Origin of the sequence: Photorhabdus sp. RM71S (assembly GCF_042879355.1) — a bacterium.
GTDB lineage: Bacteria > Pseudomonadota > Gammaproteobacteria > Enterobacterales > Enterobacteriaceae > Photorhabdus > Photorhabdus kayaii.
This window is the reverse complement of the sequence record NZ_JBHFKV010000001.1, coordinates 215,204-234,493: the sequence shown is the minus strand read 5'-3', so window position 1 is coordinate 234,493 and position 19,290 is coordinate 215,204. Positions and strand designations below refer to the sequence as shown.

The window sequence follows — 19,290 nt, the reverse complement described above, 5'->3', positions numbered from 1 at the left end:
GTTTCCCTTTTTTATGACAGAACGTTAAGTCGTTCGAAGGCATGTAATATGTTAAGTATTAAAAATTTACGAGTCAGTGTTGAAGGTAATGAAATCTTAAAAGGATTAAATCTTGAAGTTAAACCGGGTGAAATTCATGCCATTATGGGGCCAAATGGTTCCGGTAAAAGTACATTATCAGCAACGTTAGCTGGCCGTGAAGAGTATGAAATCGATGATGGTGAAATCACCTTTAAAGGCAAAGATTTACTTGGATTTGAGCCAGAAGAGCGAGCCGGCGAGGGGATTTTCCTGGCGTTTCAATATCCGGTAGAAATTCCGGGTGTCAGTAATCAATTTTTCCTGCAAACCGCAGTGAACGCTGTTCGCCAATATCGCTATCAGGAGCCGCTGGATCGCTTTGATTTTGCCGATTTTATCGAAGAAAAAATTGAATTGTTGGATATGCCGCCGGATTTGCTGACACGTTCAGTCAATGTCGGCTTTTCCGGTGGTGAGAAAAAGCGTAATGATATTCTGCAAATGGCCGCGCTGGAACCGACACTCTGTATTCTGGATGAGACAGATTCAGGGCTGGATATTGATGCATTGAAAATTGTGGCTAATGGTGTGAATTCTCTACGTGATCCAAATCGTTCATTCATTATTGTGACCCATTACCAACGTATTTTGGATTATGTGAAACCTGATTTTGTGCATGTGCTTTATCAGGGAAGAATAATTAAATCCGGTGATTTCAGTCTGGCGAAAAAGTTGGAGGAGCAAGGTTATGGCTGGCTTATTGACCAACAGTGAAAAAGCTGAAAAGGTGCGGCAGGTTGCAGAACGTAATCAGCAAGCATTAGCACGTTTTGCTGATTTGTACCACAGCCGTCATGGTGAGGATTCATCTCATGCCAGTTTGCATTGGCAGAAAGCCATTAAAACCGGTTTTCCTCAATTCAGACATGAAGATTGGCGTTATACGCCGTTGGATAAATTGTTAAATCAGCAATACAGCAGCAAAACTTGGGAATTGACAGTAGCACAATGCGAACAACTGGCGATTCCAATGGATTGTTGGCGTGTCGTTATGGTGGATGGTTGTTTTTCACCTTTACTGAGTTCCTGTGAATTTGGGCCATATCAGCTCAGTTTACTGGATAACAAAAGTGGGCTTCCGGCACCGATACAGGGTGAGATTTTTCTGCATTTGACAGAGAGTTTGGCTCAACAACCTTTGGTTATTACATTAAAGGCTGGGCAAGTGGCAGAAAAGCCGCTGTACCTGCTGAATATAACCAGTGGTCACAGTAGTGAAGCATTGAATAGTAGTCATTACCGCTACCACATTGCCGTAGGCACGAATGCGAGTGCCAGCGTGATTGAACATTTCGTCAGTATTGATAGACAACAACCTCATATGACAGGAAGCCGATTAACTGCGGAAGTGGAGGATAATGCCCATTTCGCCCATATAAAACTGGGGGTTGAGAACAGTGCAAGCTATCACTTTGCCCATAACGATATTGTGATTGGTCGTGATGCTCAAGTAAAAAGCATCAGCTTTTTATTAGGCTCAGGGCTTGGCCGACACAATACCAGTGTTAAGTTGAATGGCGAAGGGGCCAATCTGTCGTTGAACAGCTTACTGTTGCCGCAAGGAAAAGAGGTCGCCGATACTCGTACTTATTTGGAACATAATAAGGGGCATTGTGAAAGCCGTCAGTTGCATAAAACCATTGTGATGGATCAGAGCAAAGCGGTATTTAACGGCATGATTAAAGTGGCTCCTCATGCATTGAAAACTGACGGACAAATGACCAATAACAATTTGTTGTTGGGCAAACAGGCAGAAGTGGATACCAAACCCCAACTGGAAATTTACGCTGATGATGTGAAATGCAGTCATGGTGCAACCGTTGGTCGGATAGATGAAGAACAACTGTTTTATCTGCAATCACGCGGTATCGAACGACGTGATGCAGAGCATATGATGGTATTTGCTTTTGCTGCTGAGCTAACTGAATCTATTGAAGATGAATCCCTGAAGGCCGTTGTTATGAAACATATTAAGCACCGTTTAGCGAGAGTGGAAAGATGACTTTTTCTGTAAAAAAGGTGCGGCAAGATTTCCCGGTGTTAACTCAACGGGTTAATGGGCATCCATTGGTTTATCTTGATAGTGCTGCCAGCACTCAGAAGCCGGTTTCGGTTATTGAACGAGAAAGTGAATTTTATTTGCACCAGTATGCGGCAGTTCACCGGGGAATTCATACCCTGAGCTCTGTGGCTACTCGGATGGTTGAAAATGTGCGCTACCAGATGGCGCAATTTATTCATGCTCAAAGTCATGAAGAGATTGTCTTCGTTAAAGGTACGACAGAAGGGATTAACCTGATTGCTAACAGTTATGGCCGCAAGTTTATCAATAATGGCGATAATATTGTTATTACTGAAATGGAACATCACGCCAATATTGTTCCGTGGTATATGCTGGCAGAACAGATTGGGTTTGAAATTAGAGTATGGCCATTGAATGAGAATGGCGAGTTGGATCAAGTCGTCTTAGCCTCTTTGATTGATTCACGGACTAAATTACTCTCTTTTACTCACCTCTCTAATGTGCTTGGTACAGTGAATCCTGTACGTCAAATCATAAAACAGGCAAGAAAACTAGCTAATGAGCAGGGGAGTCGGTTACCTATTCTGGTCGATGGCGCTCAGGCTATTATGCATCAGCAAGTTGATGTGCAGGATCTGGACTGCGATTTCTATGTTTTTTCCAGTCACAAATTATATGGTCCAACAGGCATTGGTGTGCTTTATGGGCGTAAATCCCTGCTGGATGCTATGCCACCTTGGGAAGGGGGTGGCGCGATGATAAAACAGGTTAGCCTGCAAAAGGGGATAACCTATGCAGAACCACCGTGGCGATTTGAAGCGGGAACCCCAAATATTACGGGAATTATTGGGCTTGGTGCTGCTGTCGATTATGTCACTTCACTTGGGCTGGATGAAATTCAGCAACATGAACAGGCACTGATGGATTATGCAATGGCACGGCTGAAAGAGGTCAGAACCCTGAAATGGTATGGTCCTGAGCAACGTCAGGGGGTTATTGCTTTCAACCTTGGCCGACATCATGCTTATGATGTGGGAAGTTTCCTTGATCAATATGGAATAGCGATCCGTACCGGGCATCATTGTGCCCTTCCTTTGATGGAACATTATCACGTTTCCAGCATGTGTAGGGCCTCATTGGCGATTTATACTACGCAAGAAGATATTGATGCGCTTGTTGTTGCATTGCAGAGAATAGAATTGTTACTGGGTTGAACTAGTTATAGATCAAAAGAGTGATAAGGAAAAAGTCATGGCAAGTTGGCCCGACACAAATAAATTGTTACGTAATTTTTCCCGTTGCCAGAATTGGGAAGAAAGATATCTCTATATGATTGAACTGGGGGCGAAGTTGCCTCCTCTTACTGACGAACAACGCCAACCTGAGAACTTAATCGCAGGTTGCCAGAGTCAGGTGTGGATACTGCTAAGAACAAATCACCAAAATAAAGTGGAATTTATTGGTGATAGTGATGCCGCTATTGTTAAAGGGTTGGTTGCGATTGTCTTTATCTTGTTTCAGGATAAAACACCCCAGGAGATTCTGGATTTGGATGTAACTGAATATTTTGGCAAATTATCTTTGGAGCAACATCTGACTCTCTCACGCACGCAGGGGTTACATGCGATGATATGTGCTATCCGAAACAGGGCAAGTAAAATGGTTTAAATACCAGTCTTACGCGTTTCTATAGCTACTGATAATATATACGGCCAATAAGGCTTCAACCTTTTATACCCGTTATCTTTCAAGTTGCCTCTTTGTTGGCTGCACTCGCTCACCCCGGTCACATAGTTCGCTATGCTCCCGGGGATTCGCTCCCTTGCCGTCGCGATGCATCTTGAAATCCATAGGGTATATACTTAAATTTATTCGATAACATTCAGAAGTCATTCCAGGAAGCAAGCATGAAACGAGTTTTAACGTTTATTAGCGTGTTATTGTTAAGTGGGTTAGCTAACACCGTTAGCGCCACAGAATATATTTTGCCAGCGGCGGCCAATAGCCGTTTAATTGGCGAAAATACGACATTGGTCGTACCCGATGATGGACGTTCTTTAGAGGCCATTGCTGCCGAATATGAAATTGGTTTACTGGCAATGCTGGAAGCTAATCCAGGTACCGACCCTTATTTGCCTGCTCAGGGTTCTGAACTGATTATTCCATCACAAATGTTGTTGCCTGATACACCGAGGCAGGGGATTGTGATTAACCTAGCAGAACTCAGACTCTACTATTTCCCTAAAGAGAAAAACAAAGTCATCGTTTATCCTATTGGTATTGGGCAACTCGGTCGTAATACGCCAGTGATGACAACATCTGTTAGTCAGCTAATTAAAGATCCAACTTGGACGCCGACTAAGAATATCCGTAAACATTATGCTGAACAGGGGGTTATCTTACCTGCGGTTGTTCCTGCTGGCCCGGAAAACCCAATGGGCGCATTTGCGTTGCGCTTAGCTGCCGGGCGCGGAGAATACTTGATCCACGGCACTAATGCTGATTTTGGTATTGGTATGCGGGTGAGTTCGGGCTGTATTCGTTTGCGTCCTGATGATATTGAAGCGCTATTCAATGCTGTTCCCCGTGGAACACGAGTACAGATTATCAATGAGGCGGTTAAGTATTCTGTAGAACCAAATGGTAAGCGTTATATTGAAGTACATCAGCCATTGTCTAAAAAAGAGGATGATGATCCACAGACATTACCTATTGTCCGCTCAGCCAATTTGAACAAGTTCATTGATAATAGCAAGACAGATAAGAATATTGTTGAACAAGCGATGGTACGTCGTTCTGGTATGCCGGTGCTGGTAAGTAAAGGCATAGAGTCTGAAACACAACAGGAGTTGCGAGAAGAGAATATCGTACAGGTGGAAGATGATGATGTTAAAGGTGTAGAACAAGCGGTGAATAAAGATGTATCTGAACCGTTTAAATTACCACCGTTATATCAACCTGGGCCAATCTATCGGGAAAATTAATATTTTATTGCGGACAAAGAAGCCTGCAAATATTTATCTAACAGAATCCGATGATAAAAAATGGCGCACAGATGGACTGTGCGCCATTTTTGTACATAATTACAAAAAATTATTTTTTGTAGGAACGAACTTGATTATCCAGACGCTGATTCGCACGAGCTGCATCGTCTTTAGCGGCTTGAATGTCAGTACGTACTGCGTTCACGTCATTGCTCAGTTGATCAACTTTTGCATTCAGAGTCTGAATATCAGAAGTCAGTTGGTCAACCTTAGCAGTGCTTGAACAACCAGCCAACAGAGTAGAAGCCAGAACTACTGCACCCAGTACAATTTTAGTACGATTCATTATAATACCCTCTAGATTTAAGTTAATCTCCAAGTAGCCATGTAAGTATTACACAAAGTTTTTTAGAAAGAGAATAAATTTTTATCATGAAAACCAATTATTTCAATTTTTCTCTTTAGTGAGCAGATAATTTTCATCTAAATGTAAAAAAACAAAACCGTTGAGTAACATTTTAATCAAAAAAAGCCTATTCCGTGAGGGAATGATATTCTTCGAAATAATTTTAGTTAAAAATTCTTATAAATAAAAAATACAACATTTTGGACATCTTGCATCTATTGAACCATCGGGACATCTATTTAATGAAGCCATTTTTTATACATAAATTTAGGGTTTCTCTTAAAACAAATTTGTTAACTGAATCTTATTGTAGATGAATAACTTGACAATGTTCAGGTTGAATCCTAGGCTCAAATTCAAACTGGTAAGAGGAGTTTGTTATGTTAACTGATCAATCTAACGAATATTTTAACATCAGCATTGACAACGGAGTCGCCCATTTACAACTCAGTCGTCCTGAAAAGGCAAATAGTTTGGCGCTTGGGTTTTGGAAACGATTTCCTGAAACAGTAGAGCAACTCAGTCGTTCAGGTAAAGTGCGGGCAATGGTGATTTCTGCACAGGGAAACACATTTTGTGGTGGGCTTGACTTGCAAATCTTTGCCTCTAGCAAAGAGGCTAATACGACTAATCCTAATGAGCGGGAAGCGATGCAGTTCAGCTTATTGCAAATGCAAGAGGCGATAAGCGTATTGGAGCATGCCCGATTCCCCATTATTGCCGCAGTACAAGGCGCTTGTCTTGGTGCAGGTTTTGATTTAATTGCTGCGTGCGATTTTTGTTTTGCTGCTGAAAATGCGAAGTTTCGTATAGAAGAAACCAATATTGGTATGATGGCTGACTTAGGTATTCTTCAACGTTTGCAACATTTGATCCCTGGTGGTGTGGCTCGCTATCTTGCTCTGACTGGGGATACGTTGAGTGCGGTTCAGGCTCATGATTTGGGGCTGGTGGTAAAGGTGTTCCCTTCTACGGAAACACTAATCGAAGGCGCTCTCGCGACTGCCCGGCGTATTGCTGATCGGCCTCCAGTGGCTATTAACGGGGTTAAACGGGCTATGCTTTATAGCCGTGATCATGGTGTCTATGAATCGTTGCAACAAACAGCACTTTTGCAAGCTTCGATTTTTAGTCGTCAAGATATCCTGTGCTCGATTCAAGCGAAAACGACGGGAACAAAAGGTGAGTTCCAGAACTTAAGCGAAGTCGGTAAAGCTTTCGATGAGCCATGATCAAGGCAAAGATGTTGATGATATGTAAAGAGGGTTCTCCACAAATGATGTAGTGCTGGAAAATATTATCATTGTTGAGAGTTAAGCCGTTTTTTGACCACGAGAAAACAGAGAATGGCATTATTATTAATATTAACTAGCATAAAATGAAAAGAAATCTGTGAGTATGATGATTGGGAAAGTAATTTGGTATTGCAACATATTGGCGGAGAAAATCAGATATTCAATATCCTGAAACACCGCTATATTTACGGTGTTTCAGAAATAAAGCGACCTATTAAATTAAAGTACGTGAACAGAAGATGTATTGGTTGTGCCGCTTGGAACTAGGGCGCCAGATACCATAACCACGATTTCACCTTTCTTCGCCAGGCCACTTGCTAACGCCGCTTCTTTACCAATGCGGTAGAAATCATCGGTAGAGGCGATTTCTTTAACAATTTGGGTAAAAACACCCTTAACAAGTAGTAATTGGCGGGCAGTCACTTCATTAGTGGTTAATGCCAAAATAGGGGCTCCAGGGAAGTACTTACGAATGGATTTGGCAGACTTACCGCCATAGGTTGCGACCACAATCAGAGGGGCTTCCAGTTTTTCTGCTGTTTCAACAGCGCCACGACACACCGCTTCGGTTACGCGCAGGTTACGGCAATGGACGGCTTCGATACGGCTTGGCATAACGCGGTCTGTACGTTCACAAATCGTTGCCATGATAGTCACTGCTTCTATTGGATATTTGCCTTTTGCACTTTCACCAGAAAGCATAACCGCATCAGTACCATCCAAAATAGCGTTAGCGACGTCACCAGCTTCCGCACGGGTAGGGCGCGGGTTTTTAATCATGGAATCGAGCATTTGAGTTGCAGTGATAACAACTTTGCGAGCGATATTACATTTTTGAATCATCTTCTTCTGGGCGAAGATCACTTCTTCAACTGGAATTTCAACGCCCAGATCACCACGAGCAACCATGATCCCGTCAGAAACTTCCAGAATTTCATCAAAATTGTTCAGACCTTCTTGATTTTCAATCTTAGAGATGATTTGAATATTTTCACCGCCGTGCGCTTTCAGATGTTCACGGATTTTCAGAACATCGGAGCGTTTGCGGATAAAAGAAGCGGCGACGAAATCAACACCTTGTTGGCAACCAAAGATCAAATCTTGCTTATCTTTTTCAGCCAGGGCAGGCAGGTTGATGGAAATACCCGGCAGATTAACACCTTTATTTTCCCCCAAGTCACCGTTATTCAAAACTTGGCAAATGACCTCTGACTTAGTGACTTCTTTAACTGTCATGCCGATCAAGCCGTCATCAACTAGCACGGTATTACCGGGAGCCAGATCCGCAGGGAAACCATTGTAAGTGACAGCAACACGGTCTTTATTACCGATAACGGAAGTGTCAGTAGTAAAAGTGAAGGTCTGACCTGCGGTTAGAGAGACATCGTTACCGCCTTCCAGTTTCATAGTTCGGATTTCAGGGCCTTTAGTATCCAGCAAAATAGCGGCTTGTTTACCTATCTTAGTCATAACTGAACGGATATTTTGAATACGCTGGCCGTGCTCTTCATAGTCTCCGTGTGAAAAGTTGAGGCGCATAACATTCATGCCAGCATTCAACAGTTCGGCTAGTTTTTCTTCGGATTCTGTTTTTGGTCCGATAGTACAAACAATTTTAGTTTTTTTCATGACAATCTATCTACAGGTTTTAATTGGATAAAATAGTGAATCGCCAACTTTATGGTTTGCGCAGATACCATGTGGTGTTGAACGTTGCGCAACATCATTAAGAACAAGTGGCGGGGAAGACATGCGGTGTTTTTCGTGTGAGGTTAGGCACATGTAATTATGCGAGCTTATACATACGATAATCTGTAACTTTTCCGTGTTCGGCAAATCAATAAGCTGAAACCATTCAACTCTAAATTGCGCCGTATTATAGAGACTTATTTCTGTGAAATGAATCAAAAAATGATTATACCCGTCATCTTTCAAGTTGCCTCTTTGTTGGCTGCATTCGCTCACCCCGGTCACATAGTTTGCTATGCTCCCGGGGATTCACTCCCTTGCCGTCGCGATGCATCTTGAAATCCATAGGGTATATATGAATTAATTATAACGGTAAACAGGAAAAATGATGCAGATCTTAACAGAGAAGAGTTATCGCGCATTGCTCAAACTGTCTGTAAACAAACAACAGTGTATTTTGACGTGGGAAATAAATTAAGCAAAACCAAGAAAAGAGATAATAAAAACAAGAAGATCCATCTGTAGACTTGGTGCGTCCGAGTGGACTCGAACCACCGACCCCCACCATGTCAAGGTGGTGCTCTAACCAACTGAGCTACGGACGCACTGTAAACCGATGTAATCACTACGCAATTGGTGCGTCCGAGTGGACTCGAACCACCGACCCCCACCATGTCAAGGTGGTGCTCTAACCAACTGAGCTACGGACGCAATCTAAATTGCATTGGTGACAACGGGGACGAATATTAACGGTGAGCTAGCCTTCTGGCAAGGGGAATAATACAAATTATTGCTCAACTGTTCGTATTTGCATCTGTCACAGTGAGTTTGTCGTTTATTCCAACAGTTAAGTATTCATCCCCGGCTTTATAGTAAAGTAAATTAGCGGGTTGAATGTTGTAAAATTACCTCATCTGGTTGTTTTTGTGTCCATGAAATACGGGCAAATATCATTACTGCTGATGCAGTCAGGCCAATAATAAAGCCGATCCAGAACCCTTGTGGCCCCATAGCGGGTACAATATAGTCGGTTAATCCCAAGATATAACCGCTTGGTAGCCCCAGAATCCAGAAAGCGATAAAAGTGATATAAAAGATAGAACGCGTATCTTTATATCCACGTAAAACACCAGCCCCTACCACTTGTATGGCATCAGATAATTGGTAAAGCGCGGCAAATAGCATCAGATGTGATGCCATGGTGATAACTTCAGGATTGTCGTTATACATCAAGGCGATCGGCTCTCGCAGAATGATAGAAAAAGTTGCGGTTAAACAAGCAAATACCAAACCAACCATAATTCCGGTATAGGCTGATATCCGGGCATTCTCGATAGATTTTTTCCCCAAATTATAGCCAACGCGGATAGTGGTTGCTGCGGCCAAAGATATTGGGAACATAAACATTAATGAACTAAAATTTTGTGCAATTTGGTGCCCTGCAACAGCAGTAACGCCTAAAGGAGAGATCAGTAATGCCACTATGGCAAATAATGTAATTTCGAAAAATACTGCCATCGCAATAGGTAAGCCGAGAGCTGAAATGCGTTTCAAAATATGCCATTCTGGTGCGGCGAAGCGATGTTTAGGGCGGATATCCCTTTGTGATGATGCACGTTTCACATACCAACGCATTAGCAGGAACATGACCCAGTAAACGCTGGCGGTAGCAACACCACAGCCGACACCACCTAAAGCGGGCGCGCCAAATTTACCATAAATGAATATGTAGTTAATCGGAATATTAATCAATAATCCTAAAAAACTAATTACCATGCCTGGTTTGGTTTTCGATAAACCTTCACATTGATTACGCAGTACCTGATAAAACAGATAGCCCGGCGCACCCCACATTATTGCGTGGATAAATCCAACCGCTTTTTCTGCCAAAAGTGGATCTATATTGTGTTGCCTGTCAATCAGGAACTTGCTGTTGTATAGAATAGCAATAATGATAATGGAGAGAAAAATCGCCAGCCAGAATCCTTGCTGAGTTTGGTTAGCAATGAGATTCCTGCGACCAGAACCGTTCATTTGCGCAATAATGGGTGTTAAAGCTAATAGTAAGCCGTAACCAAATAAGATAACGGGCAGCCAGATCGAGGTGCCAACAGCAACCGCGGACATATCTGTTGCACTGACGCTACCCGCCATAACGGTGTCCACAACCCCCATTGCAGTTTGTGAAAATTGAGCAATAATGACGGGAATCCCAAGAGCGAGCAAACTACGCGCTTCTTTTAAATACTTCTGCACGCATTACACCTTTTTTATTAAAGTAGAAAATATTAAGAAAGACATCTGTATATAAGAAACGATTTTCGAAAAATCAACCGCTTACTAACCGGAGTATTGTATCTATTTAATACTATATTGCAATAATAATGCTGAGTTTATATTCAAATGATCAGGTGGTATTTATCAATGACAACTTGATATAAACTAATTAATAATTATACACAGTCATTAAGAGGTTCTTCTATGTTTACGGGCATCGTTCAGGGAAAAGCACCCTTGGTTGCTATTGATGAAAAAAGTAATTTTCGGACTCATGTTGTTAAATTCCCGGCTGAATTATTGCCAGGTATTGAAACAGGGGCGTCAGTTGCCAATAACGGTTGTTGTCTGACGGTAACCAAAATAGAAGGCGATGAGATTAGTTTCGACTTGATGAAAGAGACTCTACGTCTGACTAATCTTGGTGATTTACAGCCAGGGGATTATGTGAACCTGGAGCGGGCGGCTAAATTTGGGGATGAAATTGGTGGACATTTGATGTCCGGTCATATCATCACGTTTGCTGAGATAGCTAAAATTTTCACTTCAGAAAATAATCATCAAATATGGTTCCGTATCCATGATAAGCAATTAATGAAATATATCTTGCATAAAGGATTTATCGGCATCGACGGAATTAGCCTGACAATTGGCGATGTGGTTAATAATCGTTTTTGTGTTCACCTTATTCCTGAAACACTGGAACGTACGACATTAGGTAAGAAACGTCTTGGTCAGAGGGTTAATATTGAGATTGATTCACAAACTCAAGCGATTGTTGATACTGTGGAGCGTGTTCTTGCTCAGAAAGAGCGGGAACAGGTTGTCTCTCAGCAACCGGAGACATTCATGGAAGAATGCGCAATAAATGAGGAGCGATAGGCAGACTCCGATTGTCGCTTTCGAACAGAATTAACCGTGTGCTAAAAGGGAGCATTGAACCCATCGATGCTCCTTTTTGTGATTTGTGTTGCAGTGTTTAACATATTATGTTAATCAATATAATTAATGTTGTTATTATTGTGTTAATGCTCTTTCTCGTAAAGTGCAGGTTAATCCCCGTGATGATATTTTTAGAGGCTACTTTTTTATGGAAAACCCGATTGAGTTAGATGAATGGCTTGAAGAACCTACACACGATGATGCTGTTGAAATGATGAATGCACAAGCTGTTGTACCTTTTGGTACCGCACTTTGGCCTTAACGGTTTTTTATAATTAAGGTTCTTTATATACCCTATGGATTTCAAGATGCATCGCGACGGCAAGGGAGTGAATCCCCGGGCGCATAGGTAACTATGTGACCGGGGTGAGCGAGTGCAGCCAACAAAGAGGCAACTTGAAAGATAACGGGTATAATAAATAGATAAGTAAGGGGAGTCGCCCCTTACTTAAAAATAAACAGGATTGTCCTCATGGATAAAAGTCTTGAGAATATGTATCGTTGTTTATCATATCATCCTGCGATTTCGGGTAAAGTAAGAAATGATGAATGTATAAAAATATTTATCGGATCTGATACTGAGCATAGCGATATTGCGCAAAAGATGCATGTGCATAAGAAGAGTTTCGATGTAAAGTCTGATTTTGCTTTTTTAGAAAAAACATCACCGAACGATGTAAAACAAAAAATATCTGATTGTGATTTGTTTATTTTTCTTTACGCATCATCAACATTAAAGAATGCATCTCCACAAGGGCCAGAATATCTAACCAAAATAAGAAGCTTTATTACTGAATCATGGAAGAAATCTGTATTGTTTAAAGATTATGGCCCGCATTTCATTGAAGCATTCAGCGAGCCACCAGCATCAATAACAGAAAGGAACAAAAAACTTATTGAATTATCAAGTCGATCACAGAAGATTCAATATACAGATAATAAAGGGAACTCGATTGTAGGTTATTTAGAAAAAGACCATAAGTGGACTTCCATTGATGGCAGTGGAAATATTGATGTTATTCCTGGGGAAATAGCAAGCCATATAAAGAGCCTTAACGGTAGTGTCAGCTTTAGTGGTACTTTTTTGAGTACGGCCCCCTTTGCCATAAAGTATGGGGTTGTCAATGATATGATGACTATAAATATAAAAGAGGGTGAAATTATTGGGTTTGATTGCGAAAATGATGAATTTAGTCGGGATTTTAATTTATACCTAAACCATAATCACGGAAACCGAATTGTTGAAGAGTTTGGTATTGGGACTAACATGGGTGTGAAAGCGCTTTATGGCAGAAATGCTGGTTTTGAAGAACGACATCCTGGTTTACATCTTGGTTTGGGTGGTGGTGTAAAAGGGAGTCATCATTTAGATTTGATATTTTCTGGTGGAAAAATAGCATTTGATCAAACAGTCTTCTTTGATAATGGTTATGTGAATGATTTCCGTTAGTGAAAAACAGAGCGATCTTTTTAAAGTTAGCATAGGAATTTCCCTTTTAATATTTAGAGTTAAACATGGATATGTTTGTTACATTGACTATACCCAATGGATTTCAAGATGCATCGCGACGGCAAGGGAGAGAATCCCCGGGAGCATAGCAAACTATGTGACCGGGGTGAGCGAGTGCAGCCAACAAAGAGGCAACTTGAAAGATAACGGGTATAAAAGCTACAGTGGAAACCTGTAGCTTTTGGTTAATTATCGGGCTACTCGTAACCCGCCTTCAATACCTTTTAGACTGAATATGATCTGCCACAATTGGATATCGCGAGCACGAAATGCACCTGCACAGGCATTCAGATAATAGCTAAACATGCGTTTAAATGTTGGACTATAGTTATTTTCTATTTCAGGCCAGCAGGCAATAAATCTTTCATGCCAGGTCATCAATGTGCGGTCATAATCTGCGCCAAAGTTATGCCAATCTTCCATAACAAAACGGCTTTTGCTGGTGTGGGCTATTTGCTCAATAGAAGGCAGGCAGCCATTAGGAAAAATATATTTGCTGATCCACGGGTCAGCACTGACTTTAGCTTTGTTGGAACCAATAGTATGTAGCAGGAATAAGCCATCAGGTTTTAGGTTTCTTTGAACAACGTCGAAGTAAGTTGCATAATTTTTAGGTCCAACGTGTTCAAACATACCGACAGAAACAATTTTGTCGAACTGTTCATGTAAATCCCGATAGTCTTTCAAAATGATCTTTACATCTAGATTCTTACATTGTTTCTGTGCATATTTCTGTTGTTCGGCTGAAACAGTGATACCTGTTACGGAAACACCATAATTTTTAGCCGCATAAGCCGATAGCCCACCCCAACCACAGCCAATATCCAGCAGAGTCATACCTGGAGAGAGTGCTAATTTCTCGCAGATGAGTTTCAACTTATCAAGCTGAGCTTGTTCCAGTGTTTTAGCTTGTTTCCAGTATCCGCAGGAATATTGCATATAAGGGTCAAGCATACGGGTAAAAAGATCATTTCCTAAATCATAATGTTGATGACCGACAATCCATGACCGTTTTGGCGTTTGCAGATTACGTAAGCGGGTTATTGCGATTCTCAGCGTGTCTTTGAAATTATTAGGCATTTTATTTTCTAATCCAGCGAGTAAAACGCGATAAAAGAAAATATCCAACCGCTCACAATCCCACCAGCCATCCATATAACTTTCACCTAATCCCATCGAACCTTGTTGTAAAACTCTTTTATAGAAATTAGGGTTTTTTATCTGGATATCATAAGGATTGTGACCATTAATTTGAATACCGGTTTCTTCTAGCATCTCATTGGTAATTCTCTGCCAGGAGTTAATGGCTGTTTTCGGGTTTTCAATACAGGGTGAACTCATATACTCTCCAACGTTAGGGTGATGGAATATTGAGGAGCTCGTTTTAGCTAGCAAAGCAGGATGCTAAGACGCAAAATGCAAAAAATAACAAAGAATCAAAGTAAAAAACCTTAAAGATGACTAATCCATGAGTTTAATGGGGGCAGTCATTGCTCCTGAAAACCTCAAATTCCAAGTTATTTATAATAGGGAACATCTTGAGTATAAAAGCGTAAAATTGTTTTATCAATTAATAAATAAAGGCTGCGATTAATTGGTAATTAGCAGCCTTTATTGAGATAATAATTTGATTAATATCAAGAATTTTGTTCAATTATGTGAATGTGGCGATCAGCGTTTTTTTTCCACTGCATAAAATATCCTAATGTCATTGGAACAACGGTAGAAACCATGACAGTGGTTGTGGATATGAGAGGATTGATGATAAATGCTGATACAATTAGGCTGGCAATAAAACAGAGCCCTAATTGAAGCGTGTTTTGTAATGCAGTAGCTTTCCCACTGTCTTGTGGATAAGCGGATAAAGCGTTTGCTACTGCAATTGGGTATAACGCACCATTCATTGCAGCCATAAAGCAAAAAGGTACCAAAATGGTGAATAGAGTTGGCTCGCTAAATTTTGCAATTAAATAGAGCACAATCATACTGACAGCATAGCCAATTAACAGATAAGGGAAAATAATATCACTTTTTATTTTGGCTAAAATACTGCGGCATCCATAACCTCCAACGATAAAGGCCAGTGTTTGAGGGATATAACTCAGACCGATGTCATCTGGGGTATATCCCATCTCACCGAGAATCGAAGGTGAGCCTGTTAACCAAGCAAAAAAGCCGGCGCTGCATGATGCAAATATCAGAACATTGCCACTAAATAGCGGTGATTTTAATAGCGTAAGGAAAGAGACATTATTTGTTTGCGCTTGAGTTTCACGGTTTTTGCGATTTTCTTGCAAGAACAGAGTAAAAAACAACAGTAATAATGTAATTGTCAGTAAGACTAGGAAAATCATGCGCCAGCCGCCATGTTGTAACAGCCAAGCTCCCATCAAGGGCGCCAGGGCAGGGGAGAGCGCAACCAGAGGCATAATCGTTGCAAAAACACGTTTGGTACGATTGGCCTCATAACGATCAATAACTAATGCTTGCCATGAGACTGCGGCTGAACAAACACCTATGGCTTGGATAAAACGCAAAACTAAAAGTTGGGTAGCGTCTGTTACCCACATCATCCCCAGACAGCCAATAGAAAACAGGGATAGTCCGGTGATGATAATCGGCTTTCTGCCAAAGCGATCTGAAAGAGGTCCCCACAAAAGTTGAGCGAAGGCGAAACCTGCAAGAAAGATGCTTAGGCTGGCACTGATTGCTTCTGCCGATGTATCTAATTCTTGTTGCATAGTGCCGAATGCTGGCAGATACATATCAATGGCCAGATAACCTAGCATACTCAAGCCTGCAAGGTAGAACATGAACTGACTTGAGTTTTTCATTTGATTACTCTCTTTGAATGTCATGATTGAAATAATTTGCAGTGATGGATAGATAACAATATTGACACATATTCTATATGTCGTGATTTTTACTTGTGAAATGGTAATATTTGCATAGTGCTGTGAAAAAAATTGAAAGGTAAAATTATGTGGTCAGAATATTCACTTGAAGTTGTGGATGCGGTTGCCAGAACAGGCAGTTTTAGTGCCGCTGCATCGGAGCTTCACCGTGTCCCTTCTGCGATCAGTTATACCGTAAGACAACTGGAAGAGTGGCTTGCTGTTTCGTTGTTTGAGCGTCGTCATCGGGATGTAGAATTAACTGAGGCAGGCGCTATTTTTATCAAAGAAGCTCGCTCTGTTATCAAAAAAATGATTGATACTCGTCACCAGTGTCAACAAGTTGCAAACGGCTGGAGAGGGCAATTTAGTATTGCTATTGATCTCGTTGTCAAACCAGAACGTAGTTGCCAGCTTATTCTTGATTTCTACCACCATTTTCCTGATATAGAACTTTTTATTCATCAGGAAGTGTTTAATGGTGTGTGGGATGCGCTGGTGAATAGTCAAGTTGATGTTGCAATTGGTGCAACCCGGGCGGCTCCAGTCGGAGAAAGGTATAGTTTCCGAGATATGGGGTTTATGCCTTGGTTATGTGTGGTTAGCGCTGACCATGCGCTAACCCAGTTGCCGGGTCCGTTATCTGATGATCAAATGCGGCCTTATCCAAGTTTGTGTCTTGAAGATACATCCCGTAATTTACCGAAGCGTGACACTTGGAATCTGGATAATCAGCGCCGGTTGGTGGTTCCTGATTGGGAGTCCGGTCTGTCTTGTCTAAACGAAGGGTTATGTGTAGGAATGGTGCCTAAGCATAGGGCAATGCCGCTTATTCGGCAGAATAGACTAACCGTGCTGGAACTGGAACAGCCTTTACCAGACAGTCCATGTTGTTTGGCATGGGTTCAAAACAGCCATTCTCCAGCATTAAGTTGGCTGCTTGACTATCTTGGCGATAGTGAAACTCTTAATGCTGAATGGCTTCAAGATGAATAAAACGAATTAACGACGATAGTCGATAAATGGACCATCCACGACAGAACGTCGCTCAACCAAACGTGGATGTACTTCAATAGTTTGTGCATCTTCACGTTTATTGATTATTCTGTCCAGTAACATGGAAAAGGCCATCTGCCCCAGTCGTTCTTTTGGTTGATGAATGGTGGTCAATGCCGGAGAGAAATAACGAGCGTTGCGTATATTGTCATAACCGATGACAGAAATATCCTGTGGGACGCGTAATCCTAATTCATCAGCAGCACAAATCGCCCCCATAGCCATAACATCTCCGCCGCAGAAAACCGCAGTCGGGCGCTGTTTTTGATTCAAGATTTGATGCATGGCTTTATAGCCCGATTCTGGTTCAAAATCCCCCTGAATAACCCATTCTTCTCTGATCGGAATGTTGGCTTCTTTTAACGCCTTTAAGAATCCTTGATGACGACCACCACCGGTATTTCGTGCCAGAGGGCCGGGGATCGCGCCAATATCACGATGACCACGTTCGATAAGATAACGACCAGCTAGATAACCGCCGTGGAATGCATTATCAATAATAGTATCGGTGAAATCACTTCTGGCCTGTCCCCAATCCATGACGACCATTGGAATATTGCGATAATCTTCCAACATTCCCAACAACTGTTCCGGGTATTCTGAACACATAATTAGCAGTCCATCCACACGTTTTTGTGCCAGCATGGCTAGATAGGCTTTCTGTTTATCAATGTTATTGTGTGAGTTACATAAAATCAGCGTATAGCCTTTGCTATAACAACTGTTTTCAACAGCCTCAATGACTTCAGCAAAATAGGGGGCTTCACTGGACGTTGCCAGTAATCCGATCGATTTTGTGTGGTTAACTTTCAGACTGCGGGCAACGGCACTGGGTGAATAATTCAGTGCCTTAATAGCAGTCCAAACAGCAGCTTTAGTATCTTCAGCGACGAAGCGGGTTTTATTAATAACATGGGATACGGTGGTGGTTGAGACGCCAGCGTGCTTAGCCACATCTTTGATCGTTGCCATGAGGTGAAAGACTCCTGACCTTTTGGTCTAAATTTAAAACGCTTTGTTAATCGCTTGCTAGCCCTTTACATAGAAGGACTAGCAATAAGTTAGCGATAAATCCTGGATTTTGTCTGATCTGGCTCAAAAGTGAAAGCAATAATCAGTGTTATAAAATGTGTGGTAATCGCTATTTATACTTTTCCTTATGTAAGGGCAATTAACCATCTCAATAGACTGGTTTTTGTCGTTATAAACTTTTTATTCTGAGGAGGCTCTATGAATACCGATTTGAAGCTTGGTTTATTTACTGCTGTCAGCACGTTGGTGATGATTGCCATTTTTGCCGCTCTTTGCTTGATCTTTGCCTGATGTTTTGAACGGGTTAGATGATTTAAAAATTGGGCTTTACGTTGAAAGGAAATTGGGCAGATAGTCTCTTTATCTGCTCTTTGTTTTTCTGCCGCTATTGTGTCTGTCATCTTAACAACCTCTACAATAAATAACCGTGAAAATCATGTCATCTGTGTCAGGATACGAAGAGATCAGGATACATATTAGTGAGAGAAAATGGTATTCTCCGCAATATTGTGACGATGTTGGTTATCAACAGACTGTTGGTTTAAAGGAAATAAAAATGACGACTACTATAGAGAAGATTGAGCGCCAAATTAAAGAAAACCCGATTTTATTGTATATGAAAGGTTCTCCTAAATTGCCAAATTGTGGCTTTTCTGCGCAGGCGGTTCAGGCTTTATCTGCGTGTGGTGAACGTTTTGCTTACGTAGATATTTTGCAAAATCCAGATATTCGTGCAGAATTGCCAAAATATGCTAATTGGCCAACTTTTCCTCAGCTTTGGGTGGAAGGTGAGTTGATAGGTGGATGCGATATTATCATTGAAATGTATCAGCGTGGTGAGTTACAAACATTAATCAAAGAAACTGCTGATAAATATCGTTCTCAGGACGAAAACGCGACAGAGTAATTTTTTAATTACTTATATACCCTATGGATTTCAAGATGCATCGCGACGGCAAGGGAGTGAATCCCCGGGAGCATAGGTAACTATGTGACCGTGGTGAGCGAGTGCAGCCAACAAAGAGGCAACTTGAAAGATGACGGGTATAGATTATTATGCTATCCCCCCATATGTTGATATATGGGGGGTATTATTGTTTA

General features: G+C 41.5%; 17 protein-coding genes and 2 tRNA genes. 10 read left to right on the top strand and 9 right to left on the bottom strand.

The window, feature by feature from the left end; genetic code table 11:
• Positions 1 to 48 precede the first annotated feature (48 nt).
• From sufC to ACGF5R_RS00985, 5 genes are all read left to right on the top strand, one after another.
• The gene (sufC, locus tag ACGF5R_RS01005; RefSeq protein ID WP_112875763.1) at positions 49 to 795 is read left to right on the top strand and encodes a Fe-S cluster assembly ATPase SufC; all 747 of its coding nucleotides are present in this window, start codon (positions 49 to 51) and stop codon (positions 793 to 795) included.
• A complete protein-coding gene (sufD, locus tag ACGF5R_RS01000; protein ID WP_387689292.1) occupies positions 770 to 2,083 on the top strand; it encodes a Fe-S cluster assembly protein SufD in 1,314 nt (437 codons plus the stop codon). The genes sufC and sufD overlap by 26 nt, the downstream gene beginning before the upstream one ends.
• Positions 2,080 to 3,318, top strand: coding sequence for a cysteine desulfurase SufS (gene sufS, locus ACGF5R_RS00995; RefSeq protein ID WP_387689289.1), 1,239 nt, complete (start codon positions 2,080 to 2,082; stop codon positions 3,316 to 3,318). Before sufD ends, sufS begins: the two co-directional genes overlap by 4 nt.
• Before the next feature lie 37 nt (positions 3,319 to 3,355).
• A complete protein-coding gene (sufE, locus tag ACGF5R_RS00990; RefSeq protein ID WP_387689286.1) occupies positions 3,356 to 3,772 on the top strand; it encodes a cysteine desulfuration protein SufE in 417 nt (138 codons plus the stop codon).
• 239 nt (positions 3,773 to 4,011) lie between these two features.
• Positions 4,012 to 5,088, top strand: a complete 1,077-nt coding sequence (locus ACGF5R_RS00985) for a L,D-transpeptidase family protein (protein ID WP_262979988.1) — start codon at positions 4,012 to 4,014, stop codon at positions 5,086 to 5,088.
• Positions 5,089 to 5,197: 109 nt separating this feature from the next.
• Here the strand turns inward: ACGF5R_RS00985 and ACGF5R_RS00980 are convergent, their stop codons facing one another.
• Complete coding sequence (locus ACGF5R_RS00980) at positions 5,198 to 5,434, bottom strand: major outer membrane lipoprotein (RefSeq protein ID WP_036805405.1); 237 nt, start codon at positions 5,432 to 5,434, stop codon at positions 5,198 to 5,200.
• A 440-nt stretch (positions 5,435 to 5,874) separates the two neighbouring features.
• On the opposite strand from ACGF5R_RS00980, the gene ACGF5R_RS00975 reads away from it, so the two are divergent.
• Complete coding sequence (locus ACGF5R_RS00975; protein ID WP_112875768.1) at positions 5,875 to 6,726, top strand: enoyl-CoA hydratase-related protein; 852 nt, start codon at positions 5,875 to 5,877, stop codon at positions 6,724 to 6,726.
• A 282-nt stretch (positions 6,727 to 7,008) separates the two neighbouring features.
• Here the strand turns inward: ACGF5R_RS00975 and pykF are convergent, their stop codons facing one another.
• The 4 genes from pykF to ACGF5R_RS00955 all read right to left on the bottom strand — a co-directional run bounded on the left by pykF (position 7,009) and on the right by ACGF5R_RS00955 (position 10,734).
• Positions 7,009 to 8,418, bottom strand: coding sequence for a pyruvate kinase PykF (pykF, locus tag ACGF5R_RS00970; RefSeq protein ID WP_387689282.1), 1,410 nt, complete (start codon positions 8,416 to 8,418; stop codon positions 7,009 to 7,011).
• Between the two features lie 588 nt (positions 8,419 to 9,006).
• Positions 9,007 to 9,083: transfer RNA gene (locus tag ACGF5R_RS00965), tRNA-Val, on the bottom strand.
• Positions 9,084 to 9,112: 29 nt separating this feature from the next.
• Positions 9,113 to 9,189: transfer RNA gene (locus ACGF5R_RS00960), tRNA-Val, on the bottom strand.
• Between the two features lie 171 nt (positions 9,190 to 9,360).
• A complete protein-coding gene (locus ACGF5R_RS00955; protein WP_112875770.1) occupies positions 9,361 to 10,734 on the bottom strand; it encodes an MATE family efflux transporter in 1,374 nt (457 codons plus the stop codon).
• Between the two features lie 225 nt (positions 10,735 to 10,959).
• Between ACGF5R_RS00955 and ACGF5R_RS00950 the strand changes: the two genes are divergently transcribed.
• On the top strand, positions 10,960 to 11,637 hold the full coding sequence (locus ACGF5R_RS00950) for a riboflavin synthase subunit alpha (protein WP_387689279.1): 678 nt from the start codon (positions 10,960 to 10,962) through the stop codon (positions 11,635 to 11,637).
• 532 nt (positions 11,638 to 12,169) lie between these two features.
• The gene (locus tag ACGF5R_RS00945) at positions 12,170 to 13,147 is read left to right on the top strand and encodes a leucyl aminopeptidase (RefSeq protein WP_112875772.1); all 978 of its coding nucleotides are present in this window, start codon (positions 12,170 to 12,172) and stop codon (positions 13,145 to 13,147) included.
• A 249-nt stretch (positions 13,148 to 13,396) separates the two neighbouring features.
• On the opposite strand, the gene cfa is transcribed toward ACGF5R_RS00945, so the two are convergent.
• Both cfa and punC read right to left on the bottom strand, forming a co-directional pair.
• Entirely contained in the window at positions 13,397 to 14,548 is a 1,152-nt protein-coding gene (gene cfa / locus ACGF5R_RS00940) for a cyclopropane fatty acyl phospholipid synthase (protein WP_112875773.1), read from the bottom strand.
• Between the two features lie 296 nt (positions 14,549 to 14,844).
• Positions 14,845 to 16,041: a purine nucleoside transporter PunC gene (punC, locus tag ACGF5R_RS00935; RefSeq protein WP_112875774.1), complete on the bottom strand. Its 1,197-nt coding sequence runs from the start codon at positions 16,039 to 16,041 to the stop codon at positions 14,845 to 14,847.
• A gap of 147 nt (positions 16,042 to 16,188) precedes the next feature.
• Between punC and punR the strand changes: the two genes are divergently transcribed.
• Positions 16,189 to 17,097 (top strand): DNA-binding transcriptional activator PunR, encoded by a 909-nt coding sequence (punR, locus tag ACGF5R_RS00930; RefSeq protein ID WP_387689276.1) that lies wholly within the window; start codon positions 16,189 to 16,191, stop codon positions 17,095 to 17,097.
• Positions 17,098 to 17,103: 6 nt separating this feature from the next.
• On the opposite strand, the gene purR is transcribed toward punR, so the two are convergent.
• Both purR and ACGF5R_RS00920 read right to left on the bottom strand, forming a co-directional pair.
• Positions 17,104 to 18,129 (bottom strand): HTH-type transcriptional repressor PurR, encoded by a 1,026-nt coding sequence (purR, locus tag ACGF5R_RS00925; RefSeq protein ID WP_112875776.1) that lies wholly within the window; start codon positions 18,127 to 18,129, stop codon positions 17,104 to 17,106.
• A 185-nt stretch (positions 18,130 to 18,314) separates the two neighbouring features.
• Entirely contained in the window at positions 18,315 to 18,590 is a 276-nt protein-coding gene (locus ACGF5R_RS00920; RefSeq protein WP_112875777.1) for a hypothetical protein, read from the bottom strand.
• A 155-nt stretch (positions 18,591 to 18,745) separates the two neighbouring features.
• Here ACGF5R_RS00920 and ACGF5R_RS00915 point away from each other — a divergent pair, with 155 nt between their 5' ends.
• The gene (locus ACGF5R_RS00915; protein ID WP_112875778.1) at positions 18,746 to 19,096 is read left to right on the top strand and encodes a Grx4 family monothiol glutaredoxin; all 351 of its coding nucleotides are present in this window, start codon (positions 18,746 to 18,748) and stop codon (positions 19,094 to 19,096) included.
• Positions 19,097 to 19,290 lie beyond the last annotated feature (194 nt).

Excerpts from the sequence above, each read along its gene's own strand:
- sufC (WP_112875763.1), top strand. The coding sequence starts at position 49 with ATGTTAAGTATTAAAAATTTACGAGTCAGTGTTGAAGGTAATGAAATC.
- sufD (WP_387689292.1), top strand. The coding sequence starts at position 770 with ATGGCTGGCTTATTGACCAACAGTGAAAAAGCTGAAAAGGTGCGGCAG.
- sufS (WP_387689289.1), top strand. The coding sequence starts at position 2,080 with ATGACTTTTTCTGTAAAAAAGGTGCGGCAAGATTTCCCGGTGTTAACT.
- sufE (WP_387689286.1), top strand. The coding sequence starts at position 3,356 with ATGGCAAGTTGGCCCGACACAAATAAATTGTTACGTAATTTTTCCCGT.
- ACGF5R_RS00985 (WP_262979988.1), top strand. The coding sequence starts at position 4,012 with ATGAAACGAGTTTTAACGTTTATTAGCGTGTTATTGTTAAGTGGGTTA.
- ACGF5R_RS00980 (WP_036805405.1), bottom strand. The coding sequence starts at position 5,434 with ATGAATCGTACTAAAATTGTACTGGGTGCAGTAGTTCTGGCTTCTACT.
- ACGF5R_RS00975 (WP_112875768.1), top strand. The coding sequence starts at position 5,875 with ATGTTAACTGATCAATCTAACGAATATTTTAACATCAGCATTGACAAC.
- pykF (WP_387689282.1), bottom strand. The coding sequence starts at position 8,418 with ATGAAAAAAACTAAAATTGTTTGTACTATCGGACCAAAAACAGAATCC.
- ACGF5R_RS00950 (WP_387689279.1), top strand. The coding sequence starts at position 10,960 with ATGTTTACGGGCATCGTTCAGGGAAAAGCACCCTTGGTTGCTATTGAT.
- ACGF5R_RS00945 (WP_112875772.1), top strand. The coding sequence starts at position 12,170 with ATGGATAAAAGTCTTGAGAATATGTATCGTTGTTTATCATATCATCCT.
- cfa (WP_112875773.1), bottom strand. The coding sequence starts at position 14,548 with ATGAGTTCACCCTGTATTGAAAACCCGAAAACAGCCATTAACTCCTGG.
- punC (WP_112875774.1), bottom strand. The coding sequence starts at position 16,041 with ATGAAAAACTCAAGTCAGTTCATGTTCTACCTTGCAGGCTTGAGTATG.
- punR (WP_387689276.1), top strand. The coding sequence starts at position 16,189 with ATGTGGTCAGAATATTCACTTGAAGTTGTGGATGCGGTTGCCAGAACA.
- purR (WP_112875776.1), bottom strand. The coding sequence starts at position 18,129 with ATGGCAACGATCAAAGATGTGGCTAAGCACGCTGGCGTCTCAACCACC.
- ACGF5R_RS00920 (WP_112875777.1), bottom strand. The coding sequence starts at position 18,590 with ATGACAGACACAATAGCGGCAGAAAAACAAAGAGCAGATAAAGAGACT.
- ACGF5R_RS00915 (WP_112875778.1), top strand. The coding sequence starts at position 18,746 with ATGACGACTACTATAGAGAAGATTGAGCGCCAAATTAAAGAAAACCCG.